Raw genomic sequence first — 25,900 nt, forward strand, 5'->3', positions numbered from 1 at the left:
TCATGCGCGCCGCCACCCGGTGGGCGACGCCGTCGATCGCCCGTCCTTCACAGACGCAGAAGCCGGGGCCCGGTCATGATGACCGGGTCCCGGCTCCTGGCGTGAGTATCCGTCAGATGACGGGAACGATGTTCTCCGCCTGCGGGCCCTTCTGACCCTGCGTGACGTCGAAGCTCACCTTCTGGCCCTCGTGAAGCTCACGGTAGCCCTGGGTGGCGATGTTGGAGTAGTGGGCGAAGACGTCCGCGCCGCCGCCGTCCTGGGCGATGAAGCCGAAGCCCTTCTCCGCGTTGAACCACTTGACAATGCCAGTCGCCATGTCGATCTCCTTCGATAGGCGCAGTAATGGGACACGCACCTTGCGTGGCCCATGTCGCCGCAATGACCCATCCGGACATGACCGGCAAAAACAAAATGCGCCTGGGGGGTTACATCCCGTCAGGCGCACACAACGTTCATGGGTACCAGAACTGCAACACCCTCAAAGCTAGCACGCGTCGCGGCCGCTGTGACCCGTACGGGCGGCTTGGTTCTCGCTGCCACCAGGACCGATCCAGCCCTCCACAGGTATATCCATACCAAAATGATCCTCACATATGAGTGTATAGTCGGCTATCTGGGACATTTCGCATGTCGACAGCCGCGTCGGCGTCGCCTCAGAGATGACATCGGCTCTGGCGGGCCGGAGACAGGCGGCACATCTGATGCCGAACCACGACATGCATCTCGTCCAGCCCCTCCCCCAGCCGAGCGCCCGGATCCGTCTGGAGCCGACCCTCACCCGCGAGGGAAGCCTCGACGGCGCGTGGTGGCCACGCTCGACCGACCTGCACAGCGAGCTCCCCTCCCTCCTCAACGCGCTGGATGCGCTACTCGGTCCCATCGTGCGGGTCAGGCTCGACCCGGGCGCCTGGGACGACGTTCCCGCCCATCTCGTGATCGACGGCCGTTTCCTCAGGGTCAGCGGCTGGCCGGGAACACCCGGCACGGTCAGTCTGATCCGTGGCGACCAGGACGGGTTCCACCTGCTGGTGATCCCACCGGACACCGCATCGTCGACGGCCGCGGCCGCGATGAGGACCGCCGCGCGTAGCGGCAACAGCCTGTCGGCGGAGGAGATCCTCGCCCATTGCCGCCCATGCGAGTCGAGACCGGCGTTCGACCAGGCAATACGTCCCTACCAGCCGTCCGATCAGGCAGCCGTCCTCGCGCTGGTCGAGGCCGACCACCTGCCTGGCCAGCCCGTGTGCTCGGCGGAGAGGCTCGCCGAGGCCATCGACGGAACATGCCGTCGCGATCCCGCGCCCTGGGCCCGGCTGCACCGGCCCAGCACCGAGGTGATCGTGGACGGTGACGGCAAGGTGCTGGGTGCGGTCTCCTACGCGGTACGCCGCGACAACGGTGAGGGAGTGGTCCTGTGGCTGCACGGCCGCGAGATCCTGCTCGTCGTCGAGGCGCTCGTCTCACACGCCCTGCATGAGCTGAAGGACAGCGGAACCGTGCACGCCTTCGTCGCCACGCTGGGCCTCTGCCCCTCGGCACTTCCTTCGGGGCGCCGGCCGGTCACGCGCAAGGTGCTGGAGCACGCCGGGTTCGCCGGCCGGAACTCGTGGCGATATCTGCATCGCGCCACAACAGGGGACCACCGTCCTGAGGCGGCCGGCCCGCCCGTCGAGGTGATCCTCAGCAATGCCCCGCTCGGCTGGTGGCTGCGAAGCCGCGACGACGACCTCGCCGCCGAAGCCGTGGCCCAGGTGCCCGTTGACGACGTGGGAATCCTCTGGTGGTTCGGCGCGGACGCCCTCCACGCGGAAGGATCGTTCGAGCGGGCGATGCTGTGGGAGGCCGTCACGCTCCTCCACCGGCACGGCGCGTCCGAGACGATCCTGTACGCCGACGACAAGCAGACCGACGGACACCCCACATGGTCGGTGTTCACCGACGCGGGGTTCACGGAGATCGACCGTCTCGTCTCGTACACCAGGCGGGGCGGCGCCCCTCGCGGCACCTGACGAGTGGGTCACGCGCCCCCGACGGGGTTCCTCTTGCGGGCGTCGCCCAGCGCGCTCACCACGGCCTCGACGTCCTCCACCCGGGTGCGGTGGCTGGTCAGGCACAGCCGGATGGCGGGCCGTCCGGCCAGGCGAACGGTGCTGATCCACGCCTGCCCGCCGCGGACCACCTCGTCGGCGACCGCGTCGTGCCACGCCGCGCTGCTCTCGGCACCGCCCGCCTCCGCCTCGGGGGCGGCCACGCAGACGACGGGCAGCACCGTGTCGTTGACCCGCCGCCACCCCTCCTCCCGCAGGCGGCGCGCGAGCAGCTCGCCGAGCCGCACGTCCCGCTCGATCTGGGCGGCGTAGGCGGGCCTGCCCGCCATCGCCAGCGCGAGGAACACCTTCAAACCCGCGAAACGGCGCGACCACTGCACGCTGGTGGCGTAGGGGTCGGGGGCGCCGTCGGTCTCCGCCGGCATGTAGGAGGTGGTCGCGCGGAAGCTCTCGGCCAGCACGGTCCCGTGCGGGGTGAGCAGCATGCCCGCGCCCATGGGCGCCGACATCCACTTGTGCGCGTCCACCGTGACGCTGTCGGCCCGCTCCACCCCGGCCAGCAGCGGGCGCAGGGAGTCGGACAGCGCGATCGCGCCCGCCCACGCGGCGTCGACGTGGAAGTGCAGCCCCCACTCCGCGGCCAGGCCGGCCAGCTCCGGCAACGGGTCCACCGCGCCTCCCGCCGTCGTGCCGGCGGTCGCGGCCAGCAGGAACGGGTCGCGGTCCGCGGCACGGTCGGCCTCGACCATCTCGCGCAGCCTGCCGGTGTCCATGCGGTGCGCCGCGTCGACCGGCACCAGGCGGACGGCCTCGCGCCCGATGCCCGTCATGTGGGCGATCTTGAGCCACGCCAGGTGGCTCTCGGCTGAGGCGTAGAACACCGGCCGCCGCGGCAGGCCGTACGTGCCGGTGCCGGGGTAGGAGGGGAACCGGCGGGTCAGGGCGACGATCACCGCGGTCAGGTTGGCCTCGGCGCCGCCCACCGTGAAACTGCCCTCCGTGGTGGCGGGCAGGCCGAGGCGGGCCGCCATGAAGCGCAGCACGTGCCGTTCCATCTCGACGGCCGCGGGGGCGTGGCTGTAGGCGGCCAGCTGCGGGTTGACCCCTGCCGCGAGCAGCTCGCCGGCCACGCCCCACCAGGTGGGGGTGGGGTTGAACAGCCCGAAGTAGCGGGGGTGCGTCGTGTGCACGCCCCAGCGGCGCAGGGCCGCCATCACCTCCCGCAGCGTGTGCTCGGGCCGCCCCGCCGTCTCGAAGTCCTGGCCGGCCAGCCAGTCGCGCAGCCACGCGGTGCCCGTCTCCGGTGGCGCGACGGGGCCGCCTGCCACGTCCTTCGCGTGCCGTACGACCAGGTCCACGGCGGCGGTCAGCAGCCGGGCGCCTTCGTCCTCACCGATGTCCAGCGGTCCCTTTTCGTCCATGGACACCACTGTCGCGAGTGCCGAATCCGGTCACTAGTGGCAAAGATGTCGTGTTCCACTATATTTGCGCCATGGGCCGGATCAGAGTCGTCGTCCCGGTGCTGGACAACTGCCCGCTCTTCGAGCTCGCCGTCCCCTGCGAGGTCTTCGGCAGGGACCGGCTCGACCTCAGCCCCGACTGGTACGACCTGCGCCTGTGCCGGACCGCGGACGGCGAGCAGGAGTCGCTCAGCGGCCTGTGGCTGCGCGCCCCGCACGGGCTGGAGGCGATGCGCACGGCCGACCTCGTCGTGGTGCCCGCCTGCGCCGACGGCTCCTACCGGCCGCCGGACACGCTGCTCGAAGCGCTCGTCGCGGCGCACGAGAGAGGCGCGCGGGTCGCCGCGCTGTGCTCGGGGGCGTTCGTGCTCGCCGCGGCGGGCCTGCTCGACGGCCGCGAGGCCGCCACCCACTGGATGCACGCCGCGGACCTGCGGCGCCGCCATCCACGGGTGCGCGTCAACGAGCGCGCCCTCTACCTCGACGACGGCGACATCCTCACCAGCGCCGGCACCGCGGCGGGCATCGACCTGTGCCTGCACATCGTCAGGCGCGACTTCGGCGCCGCCGTGGCGGCGGAGGTGGGGCGCCGCATGGTGATCGCGCCCCAGCGGGAGGGCGACCAGACGCAGTACGTCTCGCCGGCCGCGCCCGTCCCCGCTCCCGACAAGGGCCTGGCGCCGGTGCTGACGTGGGCGCTGGAACGGCTGCACGAGCCGCTCACCGTCCCGCGCATGGCCGAGCGGGGCGCGATGAGCACCAGGACCTTCATCCGCCGCTTCCACCAGGAGACCGGCCTCACCCCGATCAGGTGGCTCACCCAGCAGCGCGTCGTCAGGGCCAGGGAACTGCTGGAGACCACGCGGCTGCCCGTCGACGTGGTGGCCGAGCGCTCCGGCTTCAGCACCGGCAACGGCCTGCGCCAGCACTTCACCAAGCTGCTCGGCACCACGCCCTCCGCCTACCGGCGCACCTTCCAGGGGGCGGGCGGCGCTCAGGCGGCCGGCAGGAGGGCGCGAGCCACCTCGGCCGCCGACGAGGAGGTCTCGATCGAGGTGTAGCCGCCGCGCAGGGAGGCGTCCACGTCCTTGAGGCCGTTGCCGCTGAGCGTGATCACGATCCGCTGGCCCGGGTCGAGCCTGCCCCTGGCGTGCTGGTCGAGCAGGCCGGCGATCCCCGCCGCCGAGGCGGGCTCGGCGAAGACGCCGTCGCGGCGGGCCACCTCCCGGTAGGCCGCGAAGATCTGCTCGTCGGTCACGGCGGCGATCAGACCGCCGGACTCGTCGCGGGCGGTGACGGCACCGTCCCAGGTCGCCGGGCTGCCGACGCGGATGGCGCTCGCCTCGGTCACGGGCTCCGCGACGGGCGTGCCGCTCACGAGCGGCGCGGCCCCCGCCGCCTGGAAACCCCACATGCGCGGCAGCCGGGTGGCCAGGCCCGCGTCCCGGTAGGTCCGGTAGCCGCCCCAGGTGGCGGTGATGTTGCCGCCGTTGCCCACCGGCAGGCAGTGGATGTCGGGCGCGTCACCCAGGGCGTCGACGATCTCGTAGGCGACGGTCCGCTGCCCCGCCAGGCGCCACTCGTTGCCCACGGAGTTGACCAGCGCGACCGGGTGGTCGGCGGCCAGCTCGCGGGCGACGCGCAGGCAGTCGTCGAACCCGCCGGCGATCTCGACGATCCGCGCGCCGTGCCGTACGGCCTGGCCGAGCTTGCCGAGCGCGATCCGCCCGCGGGGCACCAGCACGGCCGCCGCCATCCCCGCGCGAGCGGCGTAGGCGGCCGCGGAGGCGCTGGTGTTGCCGGTGGAGGCGCAGATGACCAGCTCGGCGCCGGCTTCGGCGGCCCTGCTGATCGCCACGGTCATGCCGCGGTCCTTGAACGAGCCCGTGGGGTTGGCGCCCTCGACCTTCAGCCAGACGTCGCAGCCCGTGACGGCCGACAGGTGCGCCGAGCGCAGCAGCGGGGTGTTGCCCTCGTTCAGGGTGACGGACGGGGTGTCGCCGGTGACGGGCAGCCAGCGCCGGTAGCCGCTGTCCAGCAGCCCATGCCAGGTACTCATGGCGCCCACCGTAACACTCGTTTCATTCTTCTGCGGCAGTCGGGATTGATGTAACATTCGTCAGCGTGGATCCCATCGTGACCCGGCTGAGCGAGGTCTACTCCGAGCTGCCGCGCGGCGAGCGGGCGATCGTCAGGGTGCTGCTCGACGACTACCCCTTCGCCGCGCTCGGATCGCTGCGCGCGCTGGCCGACCGCGCCGGCGTCAGCCCGCCGACGGCCTCGCGCCTGTTCGACCGGCTCGGCTACGCCGGCTTCGCCGCCTTCCAGTCCGCCGTCAGGGCCGGCGCCCGCGAGCACGACAGGTCGCGCCTGCAGGAGTTCGTGGCCCGCTCGCCCGGCACCCGCGGGGCCGCCGAAGACCTTCGCGCCGGCCTCGACGGCACCCTCGCCGCCGTGAGCGAATCCCAGCTCGCCGCCGTCGCCGCCCTCCTCGCCGAGGCGGGCGGCGTGTGGACCGTCGGCGGGCCGCTGAGCGAGCTGGCCGCCGAATACCTCGTCCGCCAGCTCGCCGGCCTGCGCCCGGGAGCGCACCGCGTGCCCGGCTCCCCCGCCGCCAGAGCGCGCGTCCTGCTCGACCTCGGGCCCTCCGACGTCGTCGTGGCCTACGACTTCCGCCGCTACTCCCCCGACACCGCAGCGTTCGTGCGGGCCGCCCGGTCCCGGCAGGCCCGCCTGGTGCTCGTCACCGACGCGTGGGAGTCACCGCTGGGGCCGCACGCCGAGATCCTGATCCGGCTGCCACGCGAGGCGGCCGGGCCGATCGCGCCGCTGACCCACGAGATCGCCGTCACCGAGCTCGTGCTGGTGGCCACCGCCTCCCGCCTCGCCCCCGCCGTACGGCTGGCCGAACTCGACGAGCTCACCCAGTCGCTGCAGTGACCACGACGAGCCCGTCCATCCCGCCCCGTCTCCGGCCTCGACCAGCCCGCATGGCCATCCCGCTCCGTCGTCGCCCTCGACCAGCCCGCACGGCCATCCCGCTCCGTCGTCGCCCTCGACCGGCCCGCACGGCCATCCCGCTCCGTCGTCGCCCTCGACCGGCCCGCACGGCCGCCCCGGCACCCGACGAGCAGCGCCACAGGGGTCGCGGTGACCTCACAACCCCATGGTGTCGGCCAGCGTCTCCATCTCGACGGTCAGCAGCGTGGCCGAGCGGTGCCCCATCCCGGCGAACTGGCCCTGCACCTCCAGGCTCGTCAGCCCGTGCAGCCGCGACCAGACCATGATCGTCCCGGTGAGGGCGGTGGCGGGATCGCCGTCGGGCGCGAAGGCCCTGACCCATTCGGCCACCGCGGGCACCTCCTCGACCCATCGCCGCATCTCCTCGCGCAGCGTCTCGGCGGCCGGACCGCACCGGCCCCCCGCGAACACCGGCAGGAAAGGCCCGAGCACCTCGCGGGCCCGCTGGACGCTCTCCGGCGGAGCCTGGTAGCCGGGTGACGGCGTGCCTGCCAGCAGCTGGTAGACGTGCGGGTGCGCCAGCGCCCACCCGTGGAAGGCCCCGGCCAGCGCGTGCAGGCGCGCCCGCGGCGTCCCCTCGCCGACCGCGGCCCGTACGGCCGCCGCGACCTGGTCGAAACCGTCAAGGATGAGCTCGGTCAGCAGGTCGTCGCGACTGCCGAAGTACTTGTAGATCGCCGGCCCCGTGACACCGAGTTGCTTGGCCACGGCGTTCAGGCTCAGCGCCGCGGCCCCACCCTGGCCGATCTGGGCCAGCGCGGCCTCCTTGATCTCGGCACGGACCTGGTCCCGGTAGCGCTGTCGCGGCGATGACACCCTCTCATCGTAGTGAGCGCGTCTCATCACGATGTCCGCCCCTTCGTGAAGGCGATGACCGCCGCCAGCAGGGAGATGACCGCCGCCCCCGCGAAGGCGCGGTGATAGCCGGACAGCTCACTGGGCGCGAGACCCGCGACCGAGGCGAGCACGGCAAGACCCAGCGCGCCGCCGACCTGCCGGGTGGTGTTGATCAGACCGCCCGCCACCCCGGACCGCTCGCCGGGCACCCCGGCCACGCCGAGCGCGGTCAGCGGCACGAACGCGAGCCCCAGCCCGGCGCCGACCAGCAGGGACGGGCCGAGCAGGTCCGCCAGGAAGGTGCCGTTCTCCGGCGCGCTCGCCAGCCAGGCCAGCCCCGCCGCCAACGTCACCAGCCCCGGCACGAGAGGGGCGCGCAACCGGCCGGCCGCCAGCGGCGCCAGCATGAGCGCCAGCGCGAGCGGCACCTGGGTGAGGCCGGCCGCCAGCGGCGAGTAGCCGAGCACGCGCTGCTGGTAGAGCGGCAGGAAGAAGAACGTGCCGACCCACACCATGCCCAGCAGGAGCATGACCAGGTTGCCGACCCCGACGGAGGCGGTACGCAGCAGCCCCGCCGGGACCAGCGGATCGGCCGCCCGCCGTTCGACCAGCACGAACCCCGCCAGCAGCAGCACCCCGACCCCGACCGTCACCGCACCGCCGCCGCCCAGCCCGTGGACGACACCGCTCAGGCCCGCGGTCACCGTGACCGCGCCGGCGAGGTCGAGCCGGCCGCCGGCCGTCCGCGCGTCGCCCGCGACCAGCCGCGCCACGGCGGCCAGCGCGAACACGCCGACGGGGACGCTCACCGCGAAGATCGACCACCAGCCGAACGCGTCGGTCAGCAGACCGCTCAGCAGCACGCCCGCCGCGCCGCCCGCCGCCGACACCGATCCCCAGACCCCGAGCGCCCTGGCCCGTTCCGCGCCCGGCGCGTAGAGAGCCAGCAGGACGGCCAGTGCGGCCGGCGACAGGACGGCGGCGCCGACGCCCTGGACCGCGCGCGCCGCGATCAGCCACCCCGCCCCGGCGGGTACGGCGGCGGCGAGCGAGCCCGCGGTGAACAGCGCGAGACCGGCGAGGAGGACGCGCCGCCTGCCGTACAGGTCGGCCAGCCTGCCGCCCACCAGGAGGAGGGCGCCGAAGGCGATCAGGTAGGCGTTGACGACCCACGACAGGCCCGCGGGCGTCAGCCCCAGGTCGTCGCCGATCACGGGGAGGGCGACGTTGACGATCGAGGTGTTGAGCACCACGAGGAACTGGGAGGCGGCCAGCAGCGCCAGGACGGCACCCCTGGTCCCGGTCGACGTCGGCATGACAGCCTCTCTCTTTGGTTAAAAGTTATAACCAGAGTATGTGACTGTCACCCAACGGGGTCAAGACGGCAGCACGAAAGGACGCCCGCGACACGCGGGCGTCCTTTCGTGGGAAGAGGTCGACTGCTCGCCATCCCGGCCGAGCCACGGTCCGCGTCACCGATCGGAAACTCTCAACCGGAGCGCCATCGCCCCTGTGCGGCACAGGCTCCATTCGATCGCGCGGGAGTCAACCCGTACGGCGAAAGCGGGCCCCGCGCGGGGCGGCCGGAGGTCAACCCGTACGGCGGAAACGGGCCACGCGCGGGGCGGCGGCCAGGATGGCGAGGATGGCCGCACCGGCCACCAGGGCGAGGGCGGGGACCGGCTGACCGGCCACGCCCAGCAGCGCGGCCGACGCCGCGGCGGGGGCGTGGAAGGTGCCGGTGACCAGCATCGCCACGACCCCCGCCCCCACCGCCAGCATCGCGGCCGTTGTGCCGGGCCCGGCGACGAACGCCGCGCCGAGCCCTGCCGCCGCCGCCATGAGGTGGGCGAGCAGAACGGTGAGCGGGCGGGCCGCCGGGGTGCCGGGGGCGACGGCGATGAGCGCGGCCGAGGCGGCGAGCGGAGGTGCGAGCGTGGGCTCCCCGGCCACCGCCTGCACCACCGCCAGCGGCGCGAGCAGCACCAGCGTCACCGCCACAGGCCGCATCCGCCCGACCCTGGCCGCCCACCCGGCGCCCTCCCCCCGACCGGCACCCTCCACCGGACCGGCGCCCTCCGCCGGGCCGGCGCCCCCTTCCCGGTCGGCACCCCTGGCGTGACCAGCAGCCTCTGCCCGACCGGGGCCCCCGGCCCGGCCGAGACCCTCCACGCGACCGGCACCCCTGACATGACCAGCAGCCTCTGCCCGACCGGGGCCCCCGACCCGACCGAGACCCTCCACGCGACCGGCACCCCTGACACGACCAGCAGCCTCTGCCCGATCGGCGCCCCCGGCCCGACCGGGACCCTCCACACGACCGGCGCCTTCGGCCCGACCGGCGCCTTCAGCCTGACCGGGACTCTCCACACGACCGCCGCCCCTGGTGTGACCAGCAGCCTCTGCGCGACGGGCGCCCCTGGCCCGACCAGCATCCCCGGCCGGAGTGGCGCCCTCGACCCGACCGGGACCCTCGGCACGGCCGGCGCCCAGGCGCGCGATCGTCATGCCGTCGGCCAGTCGTTCTCGGTCTCCGCCACCTTGTTGACGTAGTTCGTCATCGTCTGCAGGGCCACCAGCGCGATGATCTCCAGGATCTGCTCGTCGTTCCACCCCGCGGCGCGCGCCTGGGACGGGTCGGCGTTGCCGCGCGTCTCCGTCAGCGCCCGGGCGAACTCGACGGCCGCGGCCTCCTTGGCGTCCTCAGCGGTGCCCTGCTTGGCCAGCTCGACGTCGGCGTCACTGAGCCCGGCAGCCGTCTTGCCGCTGTAGGTGTGCGCGGCGACGCAGTACGAGCAGGCGTTGGCCGCGCCCACGGTCAGCGCGATGCGCTCGAAGGTGGTCTGCGGCAGCGTGCTCTTCTTCAGCGCCCGCGCCAGCCCCTGGTAGCCCTCCAGTACGGCAGGCGAGTTCGCCATGACGCGCACCATGTTCGGCACCTTGTCCAGCTTGGGATCCCCCTGCACCGGCTTGATCATCTTCAGCACTCCTTCTAACGGGATAACCCCGACAAGCCCGTTACGTTATCACGGACTTTGAGAGGAATTCCCGTTAGAATGAAGGGTATGGACGACCCGTTGGCACTCCGGCTGGCCGGCACCATCCGAGCCCGCCGCAGCGGCCTCACCGACGCCTTCGCGACCGTCGACGGCCTGACCGCCTGGGTGCGCGACCAGGACCTGTCCCCCTACCTCGACACCGCGGCCTTCACTGCCGACGAGCGGATCAGGGTCGGCACGGTCGCTCTCCGCCAGGCCGTACGCGCCCTCTTCGCCAAGGCCGTCTCCCCTCACCCGCCCAGCCCGGCGGATGCCGGAGCCCTGCCCTCGCTCCCCGAGGCGCTCGCGCTGGTCAACAGCGCCGCCGCCCCCACGCGCCGCCGCCTCGAGTGGTCGCACGCGCCGGAGGAGCATCTCGAGGTGCACGGCGACCACCTGTCGTCGGCCCTGGCCAACGCCGCGATCGACTTCTTCGCCGGCCCCGATCTTTCGCGGGTCAAGGTGTGTCCCGCCCCGAGGTGCGTGCTGTATTTCGTCAAGCGCCATCCCCGCCAGGAGTGGTGCTCGGTCGCGTGCGGCAACCGCGGCCGCGCCGCACGCCACTACCACCGCGACCGTTAGACGGGTGGTTCCGATGGCGGCTCGTAGGCGATCAGGAATCGAGTGATGGTCGCGCGCCGCCCCGGCTCGTGGGCGCCCGGCGACCTAGGGGCCGGTCAGGCGTGGACACCTCGCGATCCAGGGCCGGTCAGTCATGAACGCCCGGCGACCCAGGGCAGGTCAGGCGTGGACGCCCGGCGAACCTGGGGCCGGGTCGGGCGTGTGGCGATCCGGGACAGGCCAGGGGACGCCCGGCGGCCCGGGGCCGGCCAGGCGGCGACGGACGCCTGGCCGCCCGGGGTTGGTTGGTCAGGCGTTGACGCCCTGTGCCGCCTTGACTGCCTCGCGCAGATGGTCCTCCTGGTCCTGGCTGAGCGAGGTCTGCAGGATGTCGCCGCCGTACTGGGCGATCTCCGGGATGACCTTGTCCGGCGTGCTCTTCACGACCAGGACGAACAGCGCGGCCTTGCCCGGTTCCATCTTGGCGCCGAGGTCCTTCATGAACTTGTCGTTGACGCCTACGTCGGTGAGCGCCCCGCCGGCCGCGCCGGCCGCCGCGCCGATCGCCATGCCGAACAGCGGCATGAAGAACAGCAGCCCGATCAGGCCGCCCCACAGGGCGCCGCTGGTGGCGCCCAGCCCGGTCATGCTGGTGGACTGGTGCAGCTTGATCTTCCCGTCCAGCCGGCGCTCCACGACGGCCACGTCGGCCAGCGTGATGAGGTTCTGCTTCTGCATCTCGAACAGCCGGTCGCGGACCATGGCGGCGGTGTTGACGTCCGGGTAGGAGATGACGATGAGGTTGCTCATGGATGGTCCTGCTTCCTGTCGCGTTGTGGGACGGCCTTCTTCCCGGCACGAGCGACCGCGCCCGGCCCTCGCGAGGTCGGCCATATGCGTTCTTTCCCGATGCGGGTTATAACGAAGTCCGCAAAACCCCCAAAAGCGCATGTATCCGACAGATGCGGAGCCTCACTCCGCGAGCGTCTTGGCCTCCCGGCCGTGCACGATGAGCGCGTACAGCACCAGCACGTCGATGGCGATGACCGCCAGCGACCACCAGGGGTTGACCGCGATCCAGGTAAGCTGCGTGATCGCGTTGATCATCAGCAGAACGACCGCCGCGATGCGGGCCCAGCCCTTGCCGAAGCTCACCGCGACGCCGGTGACGGTGAGCAGAACACCCCAGATCAGGTGGAGCCAGCCCCACCCGGTCAGGTCGAACAGCAGGAGTTTGGTGAAGGTCTGGACGTAGACCTGGTCGTTGATGATGGCGGACAGGCCGCTGACGATGTTGAAGATCCCCGACATGATCATCAGCATGCCGCCGAACCAGATCCAGCCGACCCAACCGGTTACCCGTTCCGTATGGATGGCCATTGGTCGAACCTCCCCCGACGTTTCGAGCCCCTATTGGCGTGTGTTCCCAGGTAAGGCCTGGGGCATGCGAGTTGGGAGCACGCCTTGGCTAGGGTGATCGTCGTGCGGAACCCGTCCAGTCCTTTCGAGGAAGCGCTCTGGGCCGCGTTCGAGGCGGGTGCGACGGCCCTGTGCCTGAGCCTGCTGAAGGACGCCGACCTGGCGCTGCCCATCTCCGTGGCCGCCTTCGAGGGAACCGAACCGGTCGCCTGGCCGACCGCCCGCGACGGTGACCGTACCTGGATGCTGGCCTACACCTCGGTCGAGGCGATGGTCGCCGCCAGTGCCACCTTCACCGAGCATCACCGGGTCGTCTCGATGCTCGAGCTGGCGGCGGGCTGGCCCGACTCCCGCTGGGGCCTGGCCGTCAATCCCGGCCTGCCCGTGAGTTTCCTCCTGGAGTCGGGTACGGTCGCCAGGCTCGCCGTCCCCACCCTTGTCCAGGACCTCGCGCTCGCCCCCCGGTCGGGCGTGCCGGTGATGCAGAAGCTGTTGCGCCCCTCCGACATCCACGACCTGCTGTCCGGCGGCGAGCCGAGGGTCTCCGGGTACTGCCACCACGCGCTCGACGTCTCGCACATCGCCACGCCCGCCGTGCTCGCCGAGGCGCTCGGGCAGCCCGACCTCGTCACCCCCGAGGGCGCGCTCAACCTGCTGCGCTGGCGTCCCGTGGGGCTCGACCTCTACCGCACGCCGTACGGCGGGATCGACGAGGAGCGCCGCGACGCGGTCGCCGGATGGGTGGTGGAGGAGCCGCCCTTCGTGGGGCTCGGCCTGGTGCCCAACCCCGACCAGGTCATCCGCGAGTACAAGGTGTACGGCGTCGGCCTCACCCACGGCGCGGAGATCTGGGAGCTGAAGCACGACGGGATCGAGCGCAGGCGCGCCGTCTACCACGGCGACCTGCGGCGCTGGTTCCTGGTCGGGCGGCGCGCATGACGCCATCCCCCTACCGCGCCAGATGGCGGGGCGCCGACTACCCGGCCAGCCCGGAGGCGTCCGCCCTGGAGGTCTGGCTACGGCTGCGCCGCGAGGATCCGGCCGAAGGCTTCACCGAGGTCGAGCAGGGCTGCCATGTCATGACGGTTCCCGCCGCCGAGTGCGAGGGCGTCTGGTTCGTCACCACGGTCTGCACGTGGCGCGGCACGGAGTTCATGGTGCTCGCCGAGCGTGACGGCGAGGTGCTGCTGGAGTACCTGGGCGGCTCGGCGCCGGAGGCGGTGGCGCTCGGCATGGAGCGGGTCGAGCGCGGGGTCTACCGGCGCTGGGTCACCCGTGATGACGTGGGAGAACTCCAGGAGCGTGCGGTCCCCCTCCAGCTGTGAGGCTGTGTGACACATGAGCAATTTACGGGACATCTTGTCGGATGATGTTCATGTGCCGGAAACTAGCGTGTAACACGTACGCTGCTGGCGCGCGTGGTGGGGCGAGGGGGGTGACATGGAGTCCTTCGGCGAACGAGACCCCGCGGGCCTGCAGGCCTACGCGGACGAACTGCGCGCGACCTTCATGCGGCTCCAGGAGGACGGCGCGGAGCTGCACGCCAAGGCCAAAGCCGTCCAGGTGAGCGCGAAGTCACGCGACGGTCTGGTGTCGGTCACGGTCGGCTCGCGGGGCGAGCTGATCCGGCTCGACATCGACCCGCGCATCTACCGGCATCCCGACGCCAGAGGGCTGGCCGACACGATCACCGAGACGGTGCACCAGGCGGCCGCCAAGGCGCGCGAGCAGATCATCGAGGTGTTCTCCCCGCTGATCCCGGTCGATCAGATGGAGGCGCATCTCGAGGGCGACCTCGAGACCGTGCTGGCCCAGCTGGCCGACCAGATGGGCGGGAGACGATGAGCTACCCGTACGGCGTGGACCTCGTCAGGCCCATCACCTACGAGGGGATCACGCAGTGGTCCGACATGGCCGGCGAGATGGAGAAGGACCTGCCGCGCCTGGTGGACGAGCTGCGGCAGGCCCTGGCCACCGAGCCATGGGGGTCCGGCGCCGAGGGCAAGGCCTTCTACGCCAACCACTACCAGGGTGACGGGCCGACCAAGCTGTTGGATCGGTGCTCGAACTTCCCCCAGCAGTTCGCCGACGCCGGCGACCGGGTGCGCGAGGGCGTCGAGAACCTGTTCACCACGGACGCGACGATCGCCTATGACATCGGGACGGGCGAACGGGTCCGGGAGGTCTGAGACGAGAAAGAGCGCGACGGCGAGGGGCCTGACGCGCGGTGACGAACAGTCGGACGGCTGACGGGGGACGGTGTGGCAAGCGGCGGCGTGGAGGTTCAGGGCCCAGGGGGTCGGGCCACCAAGCAGGACGTGGTCGTCGTCATCGACAGGGACGTCCGCCCGGCCTGGGAGACGGAGTCGCTGCCCGACTGGGTCAACTACTGGCTGATCCCCATGCTGTCGGCGGGCCAGAAATGGCCTGAGGCCAGCGAGACCGGATTGTCGAAGCTGTCCCAGGCCTACTACAACCTCGCCACGGGAACGAGCCGGTATCCCGAAGCGGCGGGCCGCGCCGCCAGGGCCATCGTGGCCGGTTGTTCCGCGCCGTCCACAGCGGAGTTCGTCGGCAGGGCGCGCGAGCTGTGCGGCAACCCGGCAGGCACGACGGCCGTGACGAACGAGTCGATGAGCCGCGCGGCCGAGGCCAGCAACTTCGCCGTCGAGACGCAGTACTCCAAGCTGTCCATCAACGTGGCCTTCTGGGTCACCGTCGTGGCGATCGCCATCGCCCTTCTCGTCGCCTTCTTCACCGCGGGCTCGACCGCCCCGTTCGTCGGCCCGTACGCGGCGGCGGCACGAGCGGCGATCACCCGCATCCTCGTCAGGCTCACGGCGATCGCGAGCCGCGCGATCGGCCCCAGAGGCGTGGCCATGCTGGCCGCGCTGAGCGGACCCACCGGCCGTGCCGCCGTGCTCAGATTCCTCGCCTCCCCCATCGGCAAGGAGCTGGTCGAGGAGATCGGCGAGGAGTTCTTCATCGACGCCTACGCCCAGTGGGAACAGATGCAGATGGGCACGCGGACCGAGTGGGACTGGCAGAAGTCGGGTGCCGCGGTCGTGGGCGCGGGCGGCGGCGCCGTGATCGGCATGAGGCTGGCCGGTCCGGTGTCCCACATCACCGACCACGTGCCGGGCTTCGCGGGGCGCGCGCTGAACACCGGTCTCACCAACGCCATCGCCTCGCCGTTCGGCAGCTTGATCGCCAACACCCTCGTCTACCACCAGTGGCCGCCGCAGAACCCGTTCACCCCCGACGCCATGGTGGGCGGCTTCATGGGCGGCGCCGGACGTGCGGGAGTGCCGTTCCTCACCGACACCACCATCAGCCCCTTCAGCACCGACGTCTTAACCGCGTTGGCCCACCCGCTGTCGACCCTCGCCAGCGCGAGCGACCTGGCCGCCGCCGCCGACCTGGCCCGCTCCGGCCAGAACCCCTCCGGCCCCGCGGGCAACGGCCCGACAGGCAACGGCCCGACGGGCAACGGCCCCGACCCGTCCGGCGACCCGTCGACGGGCGGGCCGAACATGACGGGCTCGGGCGGGACCTCCACGACCGGCTCGGGCGGTACGGCGGGCAGGACCGGCCAGACTGGCACGCAGCAGGGCGGATCGTCGTCCACCGTGGCCGGCGGGGAGGGCACTCGGAGGGGGTCGAGCACGACCTCGACCGACCCCGACAACCAGGTCGTGGTCACCCCGGAGGAGGAAGAGGAGCAGACGCAGCCGGCCGGTGACCCGACCACGCAGGCGACGCGCCCCTCGGCGCAGCAGCCGGACCCCCAGGGCCGGTCCCAGCAGCCCTCCACGGGCGAGCAGAACCAGGCGTCCGAGCCGCTCACCCAGGGAGACCCGGACACCGCCCAGAACCCCACGGCCCAGAACCCCGATCCCGGCCAGACCCCGTCCAGCACCCAGAACCCGGACTCGAGCCAGAACCCGGACACCGGCCAGAACCCCACCACGGCGCAGAACCCCGACACCGGCGAGAATCCCGCCGCGTCGCAGAACCCGGACACCGGCGAGAACCCCGGCACGGCCCAGAACCCGGACACCGGCGAGACCGGCGAGAACTCCGGCACGTCCCAGAACCCCGACGCGGCCCAGAACCCGGACACCGGCCAGGACCCCGCCGTCCAGCCCACCGCGGCGACCGGCGAGCAGGCCGGCACCGGCCAGGCCCAGACGTCGGAGTCCGGCACCACCACGACCGCCGCCACGCCGTCCGTTCCCACGGCGCAGCAGCTGGCGGCCGCGGCCGCCGCGCGCGAGGCCGCCGCGCCCGCCGCCGCCCGGAAGGCGATCGACGAGGCGCTGTTCCACGTCGCCCCGGACGCCCTGTGGCTCCAGAACGGCGACGTGCGCCTCACCGATGTCACCGGCCGCACCGTCACGATCTCCGCAGAAAAGATCAACAGCGCCAGGAGGGGGCTCCGGGCCAACGCCAAGGACGGCATGCCCGAGGAGGTGCTGCGCGTGAACGCGGCGGCCTGGCTGGGCGCCGAGATCGCCGGGCTCGCCGGCCGGTCGCGGTCGAACGGCGCGGTCGACGCGCTCGAACAGCTCGCCGAGCTGTCCGAGCCCAGCCGTGCCGCCGCGACGAAGGCGATCTCGGACGTGCTCGCCGGCAATCCCGACGCACGGCTGAGCGCGCTGATCGCCGAGGATCCGGGGGCCGGGGACGGCTTCATGCGGCCCGGCTTCCACGACGACTCCGCGGCCGACGTGGCCACGAAGGTGCGGGCGCTCGATCCGGAGACGGCCAACGCGCCTCAGGCTCCTCCCGCCGCGCCCACCACCCGTCCGGGCCCCAGGACGTCCAGGACCGTCGTCGACACGACGTTGACGGCCGATACCCGGCCGCCCTCGCAGGCCGACCTGAACGACGCCGAGGTCAAGGCCCTCGTCGACGGTGAGGCGGTGAAACCGTCCGACCTCGGCAGGGGCGTGCGCTCCATCGTCTGGTCGGCCGTCGGTCCCCAGCTGCGCGTCGAGATGGACGGCCGGCCCACGATGCACTTCCGGCTCGTGTACCCGTCGTCGGCCTCGGGCGGTCATCCCGCCGTCGTGCTGAACTCGGGCACCGAGAGCGACCCTCACGTCCTGCGGCTGTCGGGACGGCTCGGCTCCGAGCTGGTCTCCGTCACGCTGGTGCAGTACCTCACGCATGCGGCGCAGGAGCTCGACGCCGTCGCCGTGGAGCCCAGCCAGGGCCCCATCAGGGGTGTGCTGAACCGGCTGACCCGCCGGGGCGACGCCGAGACCAGCCAGGCCGCGTACGTGGAAGCCCGGTACAACGAGCACCGCCACCTCGCCAGGCGTTGGCTGAACGCGTCGAGCCAGAGCGAGCAGGAGGCGCTGAAGAGGCTGATGGACGCGGTGGCCGCCGACCTTGCCCAGCGCGGCGAGACGGCGCCCACGCCACCGTGGATCGCCGGAGAGCAGGGTGTGCTCCCCCCGGCCGCCCCCGTGGCGGAGACACCGCTCGCCGAGGCGACCAGGCTGGCGCGCGGACAGGCCGACTCGCTGTCACGCGCGGTGGCGGGCCTCGAGGCCCGGATCAAGGCGCACGCGGAAACGGCGAAGAAGGCGAAGGAGGCGAAGAAGAAAGCTCTCGACGACGCGGAGAAGGCGGACGGGCAGCGGGACCAGTTCGCGAAGGAACGCGCCCGCAAGGCTCGCGCCGAGGCGGACAAGCAGCAGGAGATCCAGCGTCGCCACGAGCGGATCATCAGGGCCTACAAGAAGGCGCTGACAGCGGCCCGGACCGTCCATGGCGACTACGCGCGGCTCGCGGAGAGCCTGCACCAGCTGACCGGCGCCGACCCGGCCGCGGTGACGGCCGCCAAGAGCGAGCTGGCCCAGGCGGCCGAGGACGCGCAGAGGCGCGTCGAGGCCTACAAGGAGGCCCTGCTGGCGGCTCTGCCCGCTCCCGACGCCGTCGCGAACTCGATGGCCGAGCAGCTGCCGCACATGACCAGACTGACCCAGCGGATCAACGCGGGCATGCTGGCTCAGGGGATCGACGAGCAGTTCACCGTGGATGATCTGCACCGGGCACTGCTCGGGCAGTGGAAGCAGCTGATCTCGAAGGAGGGCGTGGTCCTGCGGGTCGGCGTGCTCTCGCAGGGTGAGGTGAACGTCAAGCTGACAGTCGCCGAGCTGATCGAGGTGATAGGCCACTGGGCCAGGTCCGGCCAGATGATGTTCGGCCGCCTCCCCCAGGGCGGTCTGGCGATCGCGGCGGAGATGGTCCGCACGGTGACCTACAAGATCGGCGGCAAGCTCGCGGGCCTGGTGAAGGTGATACCGGGCGTGGGCTCCCTCGTGAAGCTCTTCAGCCCCGGTGGGGAGCTGAACTACGGCCGGAGCCGCTCGACGAGCGGGAACGCCCTCGACAACGTGGTCGGCGGCGCCGTCGAGGACAACAGAGGCGAGGCGACCCCGTTCAAGGGGCGTGGCACGTACACGGTGCGCATCCGTACCTCGCCTCAGGAGGGCTGGGTCACGCTCGACCCGGTCGACAGCGGCACGAGTAACGATCTGTCCGAGCTGCACGTGTGGATCGGGGCCTCGCACACCGACCGCCCGGTACGCAAGCCTGTCACGCTGGCCGAACTCGAGGCCAGGCACCCGGCGCCGGCGAAGGCCAACGGCGCGCCCGCCGGGCAGACCGGGGACACGCGCACGTTCCCCCCGAGCGTGACTCTCAACGCGACCGGGGCGGAGGAGCTCATCGACGGCGCGATGGAGAGGTTGGGCAAGAACGCCGGCTCGGACACCCTGCGGCAGCTCCGCAACTTCGTGTCCGAGCAGTGGCCCAGCGAGATGGCCGACGCCGTCAACACCGGCATCCAGGGCAAGCTCTCGCACAACGGGCGCGAGGTCGCACGGGTCGAACTGCGGACCGAGCCCGACTACGAGTCGGCGCGGTTGGCGGGAGTCCCCAGTAACGAGCGCTGGAAGGAGGACCTTGGTGTCGCGGTCACCAACTCGAACGGTGGCCAGTCGTCCGGGTTCTCCAGCGGCGGCTCGGTCGGCATCGGCCGCGCGTTCGGGTGGCTCGCCGGCCTGCTGCAGAAGCTGAACCCGAAGGCCAAGTCCTCGTGGGGCGTCAACGCCAACTACGGCCGGTCGCGGTCCGAGAGCGTGAGCGCCGGAGGAACGGCCTACAAGCCGGTCGTCGACCGCAGCATGGCCCACCACCAGGACGTCGTGCTCAAGCACAAGACCGTGCTGGTGATCACGATGATCGAGGGCGACGACCGCCTCGATCCGGTCGAGACGACGGGCGAGATGCAGATCGTGGCCACCGAGTCGGAGGCGGCCCGCGCGGGCATGCCGTTCGACCCCGCCGCGGTGGTGCTGGGCGACGACAAGCAGCCGCTCAGGAACGCCGACGGAGAGATCGTCCTGCGCGACGACCCGCAACAGATCGGGCCGAAGACCGGCCAGGAGGCCCGGCCGATCTGGCAGGGCGACCAGGAGCACCAGTTCGCCGACGCGGGCTTCGCGCTCGTCAAGGGGGTCACCAACCTCGACCGGACCCTGTCGGACGCGATCACCGCGCTGCGCAGCCTCGGCCTCCTGCCCACCCCCGTTGACGGCGAGCTGATCTACTCCGAGGACGAGTACGAGGCGGCCGCCCAGCACACCAACCAGATGGAAATGGAGCAGCAGGTCCGCGACCTGAACGTCAAGACCCGGCTCAACCAGGCCATCCACCAGGGCATCCTCATCCCGCTCGTGCGCAACCACGCGGGGGAGAGCACCCAGATCTTCACCCTCGAGCTGAAGATCGGCCTGGACGTCACGACGACCACCCTGGTCGCGCAGGATTTCAACCAGGCCATGGCGCTGCTGTACATCGGGTCCGACACCAACGTCGTGTCGGCCGGGCACGGGCATTCAGGGGGTCTGAGCGGCGAGGTGAGCGCCGCGCACGAGCCCGGCGAGAACTCGGCCGGGTTCAGTTTCAAGGCCCGCCTCGGCGCCGCCCTCGGCGGCGGCACGAGCTCCGGGTCCGCCAAGGGCGACACCGGCAACGACGTGTTGCTCCACGAGCTGCTGACCGACGGGAAGACGGAGACGGAGGGCACGGTCACCGCCACCCTCCGCAGCGGCGACAGCGAGCCGGTGGTGCTGTCCGAGCACGAGACGACGGTCAGCATGGCGGTCCCGACCGCCATGCTGGCCGACCCCAGCAGACCTCCCGGACAGTGGCAGGCCGCCCCCGCCGAGCTGATCGACAACGCGACCATGCACCACGTCGACACGACCGGCCTCCTCCCGGCGGCCAGGAGGCTGTTCTCGCGGTTCCTGCGCTGGGGCACGAGCGCGCTGCATCACGTGGCGAACTTCCTCGGCCACCACAACGTCCTGAGCCACGCCGTGAAGGGCGGCTCGCCCTACACCACGGGCTTCGCCGTGAACTCGCGCAGCTTCAACCAGGGGCGGCGCTGGTTCCGCCTGCCCGGCCCGTCCCGGGCTCGGCTCAGCCTCGACTGGAAGCCGGGAAAGGTCCGCGCCCTGGGGGCCCACGAGGGCGTCATCGCGGACATCTTCCTTCAGTTGGAGAGCCTGAACACCACCTTCTCCGCTTCCGCCAACGGGTCGGTCAACGCCGGGGTCGGCGCCGGCTACCAGAACGGAAAGGGCGCGAACGGCAGCGCCAACGCCGGCTGGGGCAAAGCCGGGTCGATCGCGCGCTCGATGTACCAGCTGCTGATCTGGGGCAGGGAGCGGCTGGCCATCGACATCGGCGTCCAGCACTACTTCCAGGCCGACGGGCAGTTCTCGATGAACGCGTTCCCCCCCGGCTCGGTCACCCCCGTCGGGGAGACCGTGGACGGCTCGGCCATCTTCTCCGTCCCCGAAGAGGTGAGCCTGCGCCTGTACGCCGAGGGCAAGCTGCAACTGCCGCCATGGATGACGGCCGACTCGGTGGAGCGCTGGCTCGACGACAATCTGGAGCTGGACCGGACGGTCGCGGTTCCGCTCGTGCAGCGCTACCTCATGGAGCTGCGGACGCTCCCGGCCGACCAGCGGCCCGAGCTGGCCGACAGGCACACGCGCGAGGCACTGGAGAACAAGCTCTCCACCCTGCCCGGTCTCGCGGACATGATGGCGGCGCCGGACGGGCACCGCCTGTCCGCGGCGGCGGCACTGGCCGCCAAATCCCGACGTGTCAGGTTGGTCAACCATCTCGCCACGAAGATCGGCGACTCTCTGATCGAGAACGTCGTGTTCTCCCTCGGCGGCAAGCGCGTCAACCTCCTCGAGCAGACCATGGCCCACCTGGCGCGGCTGGCGCCCGGTGTCCTCGATGCCGACGCCCCCGCTCCCGACAAGCTGTACGGCTCGCTGAACGGCAGGCGCTGGCGCGGCAAGGTCGACAACATGACCGGCCGGTTCGGTTACCACACCGCGTTCACCATGAGGACGGGCCGCTTGGGCAGGACCGAGCGGTTCAGGGTGCGGATGCATCTGAATCTCGACCCCGACTCCGTCCAGGATCTCGGCCGCACCAAGACGAAGGTGCCCCTCGGACAGGACTACTCCTACAAGCAGAAGGGGTACACGCTCTCCAGCGGCCGCAACCGCGGGGGATCGGTCGACGGCGGCGGCGCGAACGCGGTCGGTGGCGGGAACGGCTCGGTGTCGACCGACAAGAACCGGTCCACGTCGAGTTCCTCCCACATGCAGCAGACCACGGTCGAGCGTTTCGGCGGCCCGGCCGACATGCACAGGCTCCTGCAGAGCGGCCAGCTGACCGTCACGATGGAGCGCTTGCCCTCCCGGTTCCGCTGGTTCGGCCTCAGGCGCGCGGCGCGCAGGGCGGCCGACGCGGTGCTGCATCCCGAACGCGCCACGGAAACCGAGTTCACCGTCGACCTCGAGATGGTCCGCCTGGTCGAGAGCACCGAGATCCGCCCCTACGAGGAGGGCGCGGTGCCCGAGCTGGACGGCGCCAGGGATCCGCGCTCGTTCCCGCTGCCGAACGCGACCAAGACCGAGACGATCGAGCAGGACGGCTCCCTGTACGACAGCCTGCGGGCCGCCGTGGCTTTCCGTCACGGAGAGGCCGCCGCGCGCGAGGTCGAGGACCAGCTGCAGACGATGACCGACGACCTGACGCTGATCGCGCTGCTGAAGCGGATGACCGCCGGGGAAGGGCTGCTGATCGGCGAGGTGAACCCGCGCAGCGCGAGCGGCCTGGGCCAGGAGGTCACCCTCCAGGCCAGGACGTTCAAGAAGGGTGTCGTGGTCGGCGTCCTCGAGGACAGGGAAGGCGGAGACGTCCAGCGGTTCCAGCACGAGTGGTCGACGACGGTGAGCACGGGCACGATGCTCCCGCTCGGCAGGGGCGCAGGCGGCAGCCACGGCCCCTCAAGCGTGTCGGCGGGCGTCTCCAGCGGTGAGCAGGCCACCGACCGCTACACGGTGGGCAGGGGAAGCCGCGTCGAGCACACCACGTACACGCGGGGCAGGCGGCTCAAGGTCGCGTTCGAGGTGGCGTTCGACGCCACGCTGACGGAAGTCGGGCGAACGGTGACCGGCCGCCGGGTTCGCGGCCCTTCCGAGTTCCTCCCCGAGGCGGGGACCGCCACCGTGGTCGTCGAGATGTTCGAGGGCCAGTTCAACGCCATCAACGCGGCCATCGAGGCGGGCGTGCCTCTCGGCGCGGGATGGGTCTTCGCCGTGCCCACCTTCGAGAACGACCCGATCGTGTGGCAGGGGCAGGTCACGGAGGAGGCGCCGTGGCGCCTGCTGAACGAGGCGCGCACGGTCGCCTCGCGCGGCAGGCCCGTCGTCCTCGACCAGGTGGAGCCGGACGGCACCCTGCGCAGGTACCTGCTCGACGACAACGGGGTGCACAGCCTGCCGACGGATCCGAACGATCCCGAGGCCCTGCTCGTCGCGGCGGACAACGGCTTCGCCGAGGCGTTCGGCACGCTGCCGCAGCCGCTGCTCGACCTCGCCATCGAACACAATCTCCCGCTGCGTCAGATCTTCTTCGCCTCGACGGTGGAGGGCACCCTGTCCGACAAGGTGCGGGCGGAGCTGGAGGACCGCGGCGTGCCGTACGCGGAACCCACCCCGGCCTTCCCCGCGCAGCCGGCGGAGGAGACGCCCGCCGTGGATCCGGCGATGGCAGGCAGCGACGTGGGCCAGGGCGGCGTCAGCGTCCAGTCCGCGGTCTCCGCCACTTCCCCTGCCATCCCCGGCACGCCGTACGATCCCTCGGCTCGCGCCGGGAGCGCCCCCCTCACCATGGACGACCTCAGGCAGCGGATACCCACGGCCGAAGAGCTGGGCGACGGCTTCGTCGCGGTGCGCCTGATGGCCGACGGCCGGACGTTGGAGGTGGCCACCGCGAAGCACGGGATCCTCTACACCCAGCTGAACGTCGGCGAGGTCGTCTCCGGCGACAACGCCGTCACGTCCAGGGGGACCGCGCCCGACGACCCGGCCACCACGGTGATCAACGAGCACGCCGACCCCGTCATCGTCAAGGCGACGGTGGCCCACGAGATCGTCCACCTGCTCCAGTGGGCGGCGGCCGAGCAGAACGGCGCGGGCCAGGGCGTGGTCAGAGGCTCCCTGCCCTCCGCCGAGCAGCAGGAGGGGCGTGACCACTGCCTGGAGCCGCGGCTCAGGGAGCACGCGGTCCTGTCCAGCGACTGGCGGCAGGCGAGCGACCCTGCGGTGCAGCTGCGGATAGCCCAGGCGATCGACGCGGTCGCCGCCGACATCGTCGCTCGCGGGCACCTGGCCCCCGAACCGCCGTGGGGCTCGGGCCCGCCGGTGACCTCGACGCCGGCCAGGGGCTCGATCGCCGCTCTCCTCAACACGGGGGCCGGTCCCGTGCTGGGCTCGGCCGCCACGATCGGCGCGTTCGACACGACGCCGACGGCCGCGGACGCCCTCAGCAGGATCGCCAACGTCGACTCCGTCACGGCCACCGGTCCTGGCCGCTTCGAGGTGAAGTGGCCGGGCGGCCAGTTCACGCTGGTGGTGTCCGAGGCCGACCTCGCGCCCGGCGAGGTGCGCTCCTACCCGCAGCTCGGCCGGCCTGGCGAGCTCGTGATCGAGGTGTCGCAGAGCGGCGGCAGGACCGTCACCACCGGTGTCGCGGCGCGGATCGCCGAGCGGATCGCCGAGCTGGAGGGGCTGCCGCCGGGCAGGACGATGGCTCGCGGCGCCGCCGACCCTCGCCTGGAGGAGAGCGCACCCGTTCTCGGCCGCGAGGACCTCGCGGTGCTGGCCAGGCTCAGAGCGAGGATCGAGGACCTGGCCGACGCCCCGCGGCTCGCCCGCCGCCAGCGCGAGGACGCCTTGCGCGCGCAGGCGGCGCGGGCGGGCCTGGAACCCGGCACTCCCGGAGCCAGGACGCGGCTGATCGCGGCGGCCAGGGCGGGCCAGCTCAGCCCTGCCCAGGTCGACGCCATCCTCTCCCTCGTCGGCCACCAGCCGACCGCGGCGGTGAACGCGGCCGTGGCGGCCGTCGAGCGCGCCGCGCGGCGGGCCGGGGCCAGTGTGAGGAGGTACGGCAACGGCCTGCTCGACATCGTCATCCCGGGACACGCCCCCGTCGCGGTGGAGCTGACGGCCCACCGGGGGCTGCGCTCGGAGCCGTTCAGGGCGACCGTCGAGGAGCACGTCGCGACGTTCCAGGTGGCGACGTTCGGCTCGATCGGCGCCATCGAGCGGGAAGCCGCCGCGGCGGCGGTCGGCGCCATCGCCGCGCGACTGAACCTGCCGTCCGGTCCCGCCCTCCTGACGCGGGAGCCGGTGACCGGCGGGCAGGCCGTGCTGACCACGGCGGATCACCAGAACATCGCCAGGCTGCGGGAAGCCGCCCGGCAGGTCGAGGCCGCGACGCCGCAACAGCGGCGCAGCAGGCTGCTGGTCCTGATCGCCATGGCCGACTCGATGGGCGTCGGACAGGACGGCCCCAACCGGTCTCTGCTGCCGCCGTCCCTGGTCGACTCCCTCGTCACGAGGGTGGACAACCGTCTGGCGACGCGGCAGGCCCAGCGGGAGGAGCGGATGGAGCAGGCCCGCAGGCGCAGCAACACCACCGGCTGGTACCCGCCGGAGGACGAGGAGGAGTGCCTCTGCCCGCCGGACGAGGCCTGTGTCTGCGGGCGGCGTCGCGACGGCTCGGGAGGCGGGCCTGCGCCCGCACCGTCGGCGACGCCGGCCTCGGCTCCCACCCCGGCAGCCACCCCTTCAGCCACCCCGGCCCCGGCTCCCACGCCGACCCCGACGCCGACACCCACGCCGACGCCCGTGCGGCGGGTCGTCGGCAGCGGCGACTCGCTCGCGGACATCTCCGAGGACGTCTACGGTGACGAGCGCTACTGGCCGGAGATCTGGAAGCGCAACCGCGATCTGATCGGGCCCGATCCCGGCGCGCTGAAAGAGGGTATGGAGCTCGTCATGCCGGAGAAGGTAGGAGGTCCATGACGGCGGTGCATGATGGGACGAAGGAAAGGACGGCC

General features: G+C 72.0%; 19 protein-coding genes. 10 read left to right on the forward strand and 9 right to left on the reverse strand.

Translation table 11 applies throughout. The features are described 5' to 3' along the window. Positions 1–112: 112 nt before the first annotated feature. The gene (locus tag ACWEVS_RS18060) at positions 113–319 is read right to left on the reverse strand and encodes a cold-shock protein (protein ID WP_449921852.1); all 207 of its coding nucleotides are present in this window, start codon (positions 317–319) and stop codon (positions 113–115) included. Between the two features lie 400 nt (positions 320–719). Between ACWEVS_RS18060 and ACWEVS_RS18065 the strand changes: the two genes are divergently transcribed. Continuing rightward, the gene (locus tag ACWEVS_RS18065; RefSeq protein ID WP_452552414.1) at positions 720–2,012 is read left to right on the forward strand and encodes a DUF5994 family protein; all 1,293 of its coding nucleotides are present in this window, start codon (positions 720–722) and stop codon (positions 2,010–2,012) included. Positions 2,013–2,020: 8 nt separating this feature from the next. Here ACWEVS_RS18065 and ACWEVS_RS18070 read toward each other — a convergent pair whose 3' ends face one another. Beyond that, positions 2,021–3,472 carry a pyridoxal phosphate-dependent decarboxylase family protein gene (locus ACWEVS_RS18070; RefSeq protein WP_449921856.1) on the reverse strand — a complete coding sequence of 484 codons (1,452 nt, stop codon included), beginning with the start codon at positions 3,470–3,472 and terminating at the stop codon, positions 2,021–2,023. A gap of 71 nt (positions 3,473–3,543) precedes the next feature. Between ACWEVS_RS18070 and ACWEVS_RS18075 the strand changes: the two genes are divergently transcribed. Continuing rightward, the gene (locus ACWEVS_RS18075) at positions 3,544–4,572 is read left to right on the forward strand and encodes a GlxA family transcriptional regulator (protein WP_452552416.1); all 1,029 of its coding nucleotides are present in this window, start codon (positions 3,544–3,546) and stop codon (positions 4,570–4,572) included. Here ACWEVS_RS18075 and thrC read toward each other — a convergent pair. Next, entirely contained in the window at positions 4,506–5,570 is a 1,065-nt protein-coding gene (gene thrC, locus ACWEVS_RS18080) for a threonine synthase (RefSeq protein ID WP_449921860.1), read from the reverse strand. The genes ACWEVS_RS18075 and thrC overlap by 67 nt on opposite strands. Positions 5,571–5,635: 65 nt before the next feature. Between thrC and ACWEVS_RS18085 the strand changes: the two genes are divergently transcribed. Further along, positions 5,636–6,451 carry a MurR/RpiR family transcriptional regulator gene (locus ACWEVS_RS18085; protein ID WP_452552418.1) on the forward strand — a complete coding sequence of 272 codons (816 nt, stop codon included), beginning with the start codon at positions 5,636–5,638 and terminating at the stop codon, positions 6,449–6,451. Between the two features lie 216 nt (positions 6,452–6,667). On the opposite strand, the gene ACWEVS_RS18090 is transcribed toward ACWEVS_RS18085, so the two are convergent. The 3 genes from ACWEVS_RS18090 to ACWEVS_RS18100 all read right to left on the reverse strand — a co-directional run bounded on the left by ACWEVS_RS18090 (position 6,668) and on the right by ACWEVS_RS18100 (position 9,379). Then, positions 6,668–7,348 (reverse strand): TetR/AcrR family transcriptional regulator, encoded by a 681-nt coding sequence (locus tag ACWEVS_RS18090; RefSeq protein WP_452413580.1) that lies wholly within the window; start codon positions 7,346–7,348, stop codon positions 6,668–6,670. 26 nt (positions 7,349–7,374) lie between these two features. Further along, positions 7,375–8,685 (reverse strand): MFS transporter, encoded by a 1,311-nt coding sequence (locus ACWEVS_RS18095; protein ID WP_452552420.1) that lies wholly within the window; start codon positions 8,683–8,685, stop codon positions 7,375–7,377. Positions 8,686–8,959: 274 nt separating this feature from the next. Continuing rightward, on the reverse strand, positions 8,960–9,379 hold the full coding sequence (locus ACWEVS_RS18100) for an HPP family protein (protein ID WP_452552422.1): 420 nt from the start codon (positions 9,377–9,379) through the stop codon (positions 8,960–8,962). A gap of 108 nt (positions 9,380–9,487) precedes the next feature. Between ACWEVS_RS18100 and ACWEVS_RS18105 the strand changes: the two genes are divergently transcribed. Further along, positions 9,488–9,922, forward strand: coding sequence for a hypothetical protein (locus ACWEVS_RS18105; RefSeq protein ID WP_452552424.1), 435 nt, complete (start codon positions 9,488–9,490; stop codon positions 9,920–9,922). Here ACWEVS_RS18105 and ACWEVS_RS18110 read toward each other — a convergent pair. Continuing rightward, positions 9,874–10,347 (reverse strand): carboxymuconolactone decarboxylase family protein, encoded by a 474-nt coding sequence (locus ACWEVS_RS18110; RefSeq protein ID WP_354915664.1) that lies wholly within the window; start codon positions 10,345–10,347, stop codon positions 9,874–9,876. The two genes, ACWEVS_RS18105 and ACWEVS_RS18110, sit on opposite strands and share 49 nt — an antisense overlap. A gap of 87 nt (positions 10,348–10,434) precedes the next feature. Here ACWEVS_RS18110 and ACWEVS_RS18115 point away from each other — a divergent pair, with 87 nt between their 5' ends. Further along, positions 10,435–10,989: a CGNR zinc finger domain-containing protein gene (locus tag ACWEVS_RS18115; RefSeq protein WP_452552426.1), complete on the forward strand. Its 555-nt coding sequence runs from the start codon at positions 10,435–10,437 to the stop codon at positions 10,987–10,989. 288 nt (positions 10,990–11,277) lie between these two features. On the opposite strand, the gene ACWEVS_RS18120 is transcribed toward ACWEVS_RS18115, so the two are convergent. Together ACWEVS_RS18120 and ACWEVS_RS18125 are read right to left on the reverse strand one after the other, a co-directional pair. Beyond that, on the reverse strand, positions 11,278–11,778 hold the full coding sequence (locus ACWEVS_RS18120) for a DUF1269 domain-containing protein (protein WP_354915658.1): 501 nt from the start codon (positions 11,776–11,778) through the stop codon (positions 11,278–11,280). Positions 11,779–11,940: 162 nt separating this feature from the next. Beyond that, a complete protein-coding gene (locus tag ACWEVS_RS18125) occupies positions 11,941–12,348 on the reverse strand; it encodes a DUF7144 family membrane protein (RefSeq protein ID WP_354915655.1) in 408 nt (135 codons plus the stop codon). A gap of 93 nt (positions 12,349–12,441) precedes the next feature. Here ACWEVS_RS18125 and ACWEVS_RS18130 point away from each other — a divergent pair, with 93 nt between their 5' ends. The 5 genes from ACWEVS_RS18130 (at position 12,442) to ACWEVS_RS18150 (ending at position 25,865) form a co-directional block, all read left to right on the forward strand. Further along, positions 12,442–13,326: an SseB family protein gene (locus tag ACWEVS_RS18130; RefSeq protein WP_452552562.1), complete on the forward strand. Its 885-nt coding sequence runs from the start codon at positions 12,442–12,444 to the stop codon at positions 13,324–13,326. Then, on the forward strand, positions 13,323–13,712 hold the full coding sequence (locus ACWEVS_RS18135) for a hypothetical protein (RefSeq protein WP_449921873.1): 390 nt from the start codon (positions 13,323–13,325) through the stop codon (positions 13,710–13,712). The genes ACWEVS_RS18130 and ACWEVS_RS18135 overlap by 4 nt, the downstream gene beginning before the upstream one ends. A 115-nt stretch (positions 13,713–13,827) precedes the next feature. Beyond that, positions 13,828–14,232, forward strand: a complete 405-nt coding sequence (locus tag ACWEVS_RS18140; protein WP_452552428.1) for a YbaB/EbfC family nucleoid-associated protein — start codon at positions 13,828–13,830, stop codon at positions 14,230–14,232. Further along, on the forward strand, positions 14,229–14,576 hold the full coding sequence (locus tag ACWEVS_RS18145; protein WP_449921876.1) for a hypothetical protein: 348 nt from the start codon (positions 14,229–14,231) through the stop codon (positions 14,574–14,576). The genes ACWEVS_RS18140 and ACWEVS_RS18145 overlap by 4 nt, the downstream gene beginning before the upstream one ends. A gap of 87 nt (positions 14,577–14,663) precedes the next feature. Beyond that, positions 14,664–25,865, forward strand: a complete 11,202-nt coding sequence (locus ACWEVS_RS18150; RefSeq protein WP_452552430.1) for a WXG100-like domain-containing protein — start codon at positions 14,664–14,666, stop codon at positions 25,863–25,865. The last annotated feature ends 35 nt before the right edge of the window (positions 25,866–25,900 follow it).

This window comes from Nonomuraea sp. NPDC003754, from assembly GCF_053605785.1.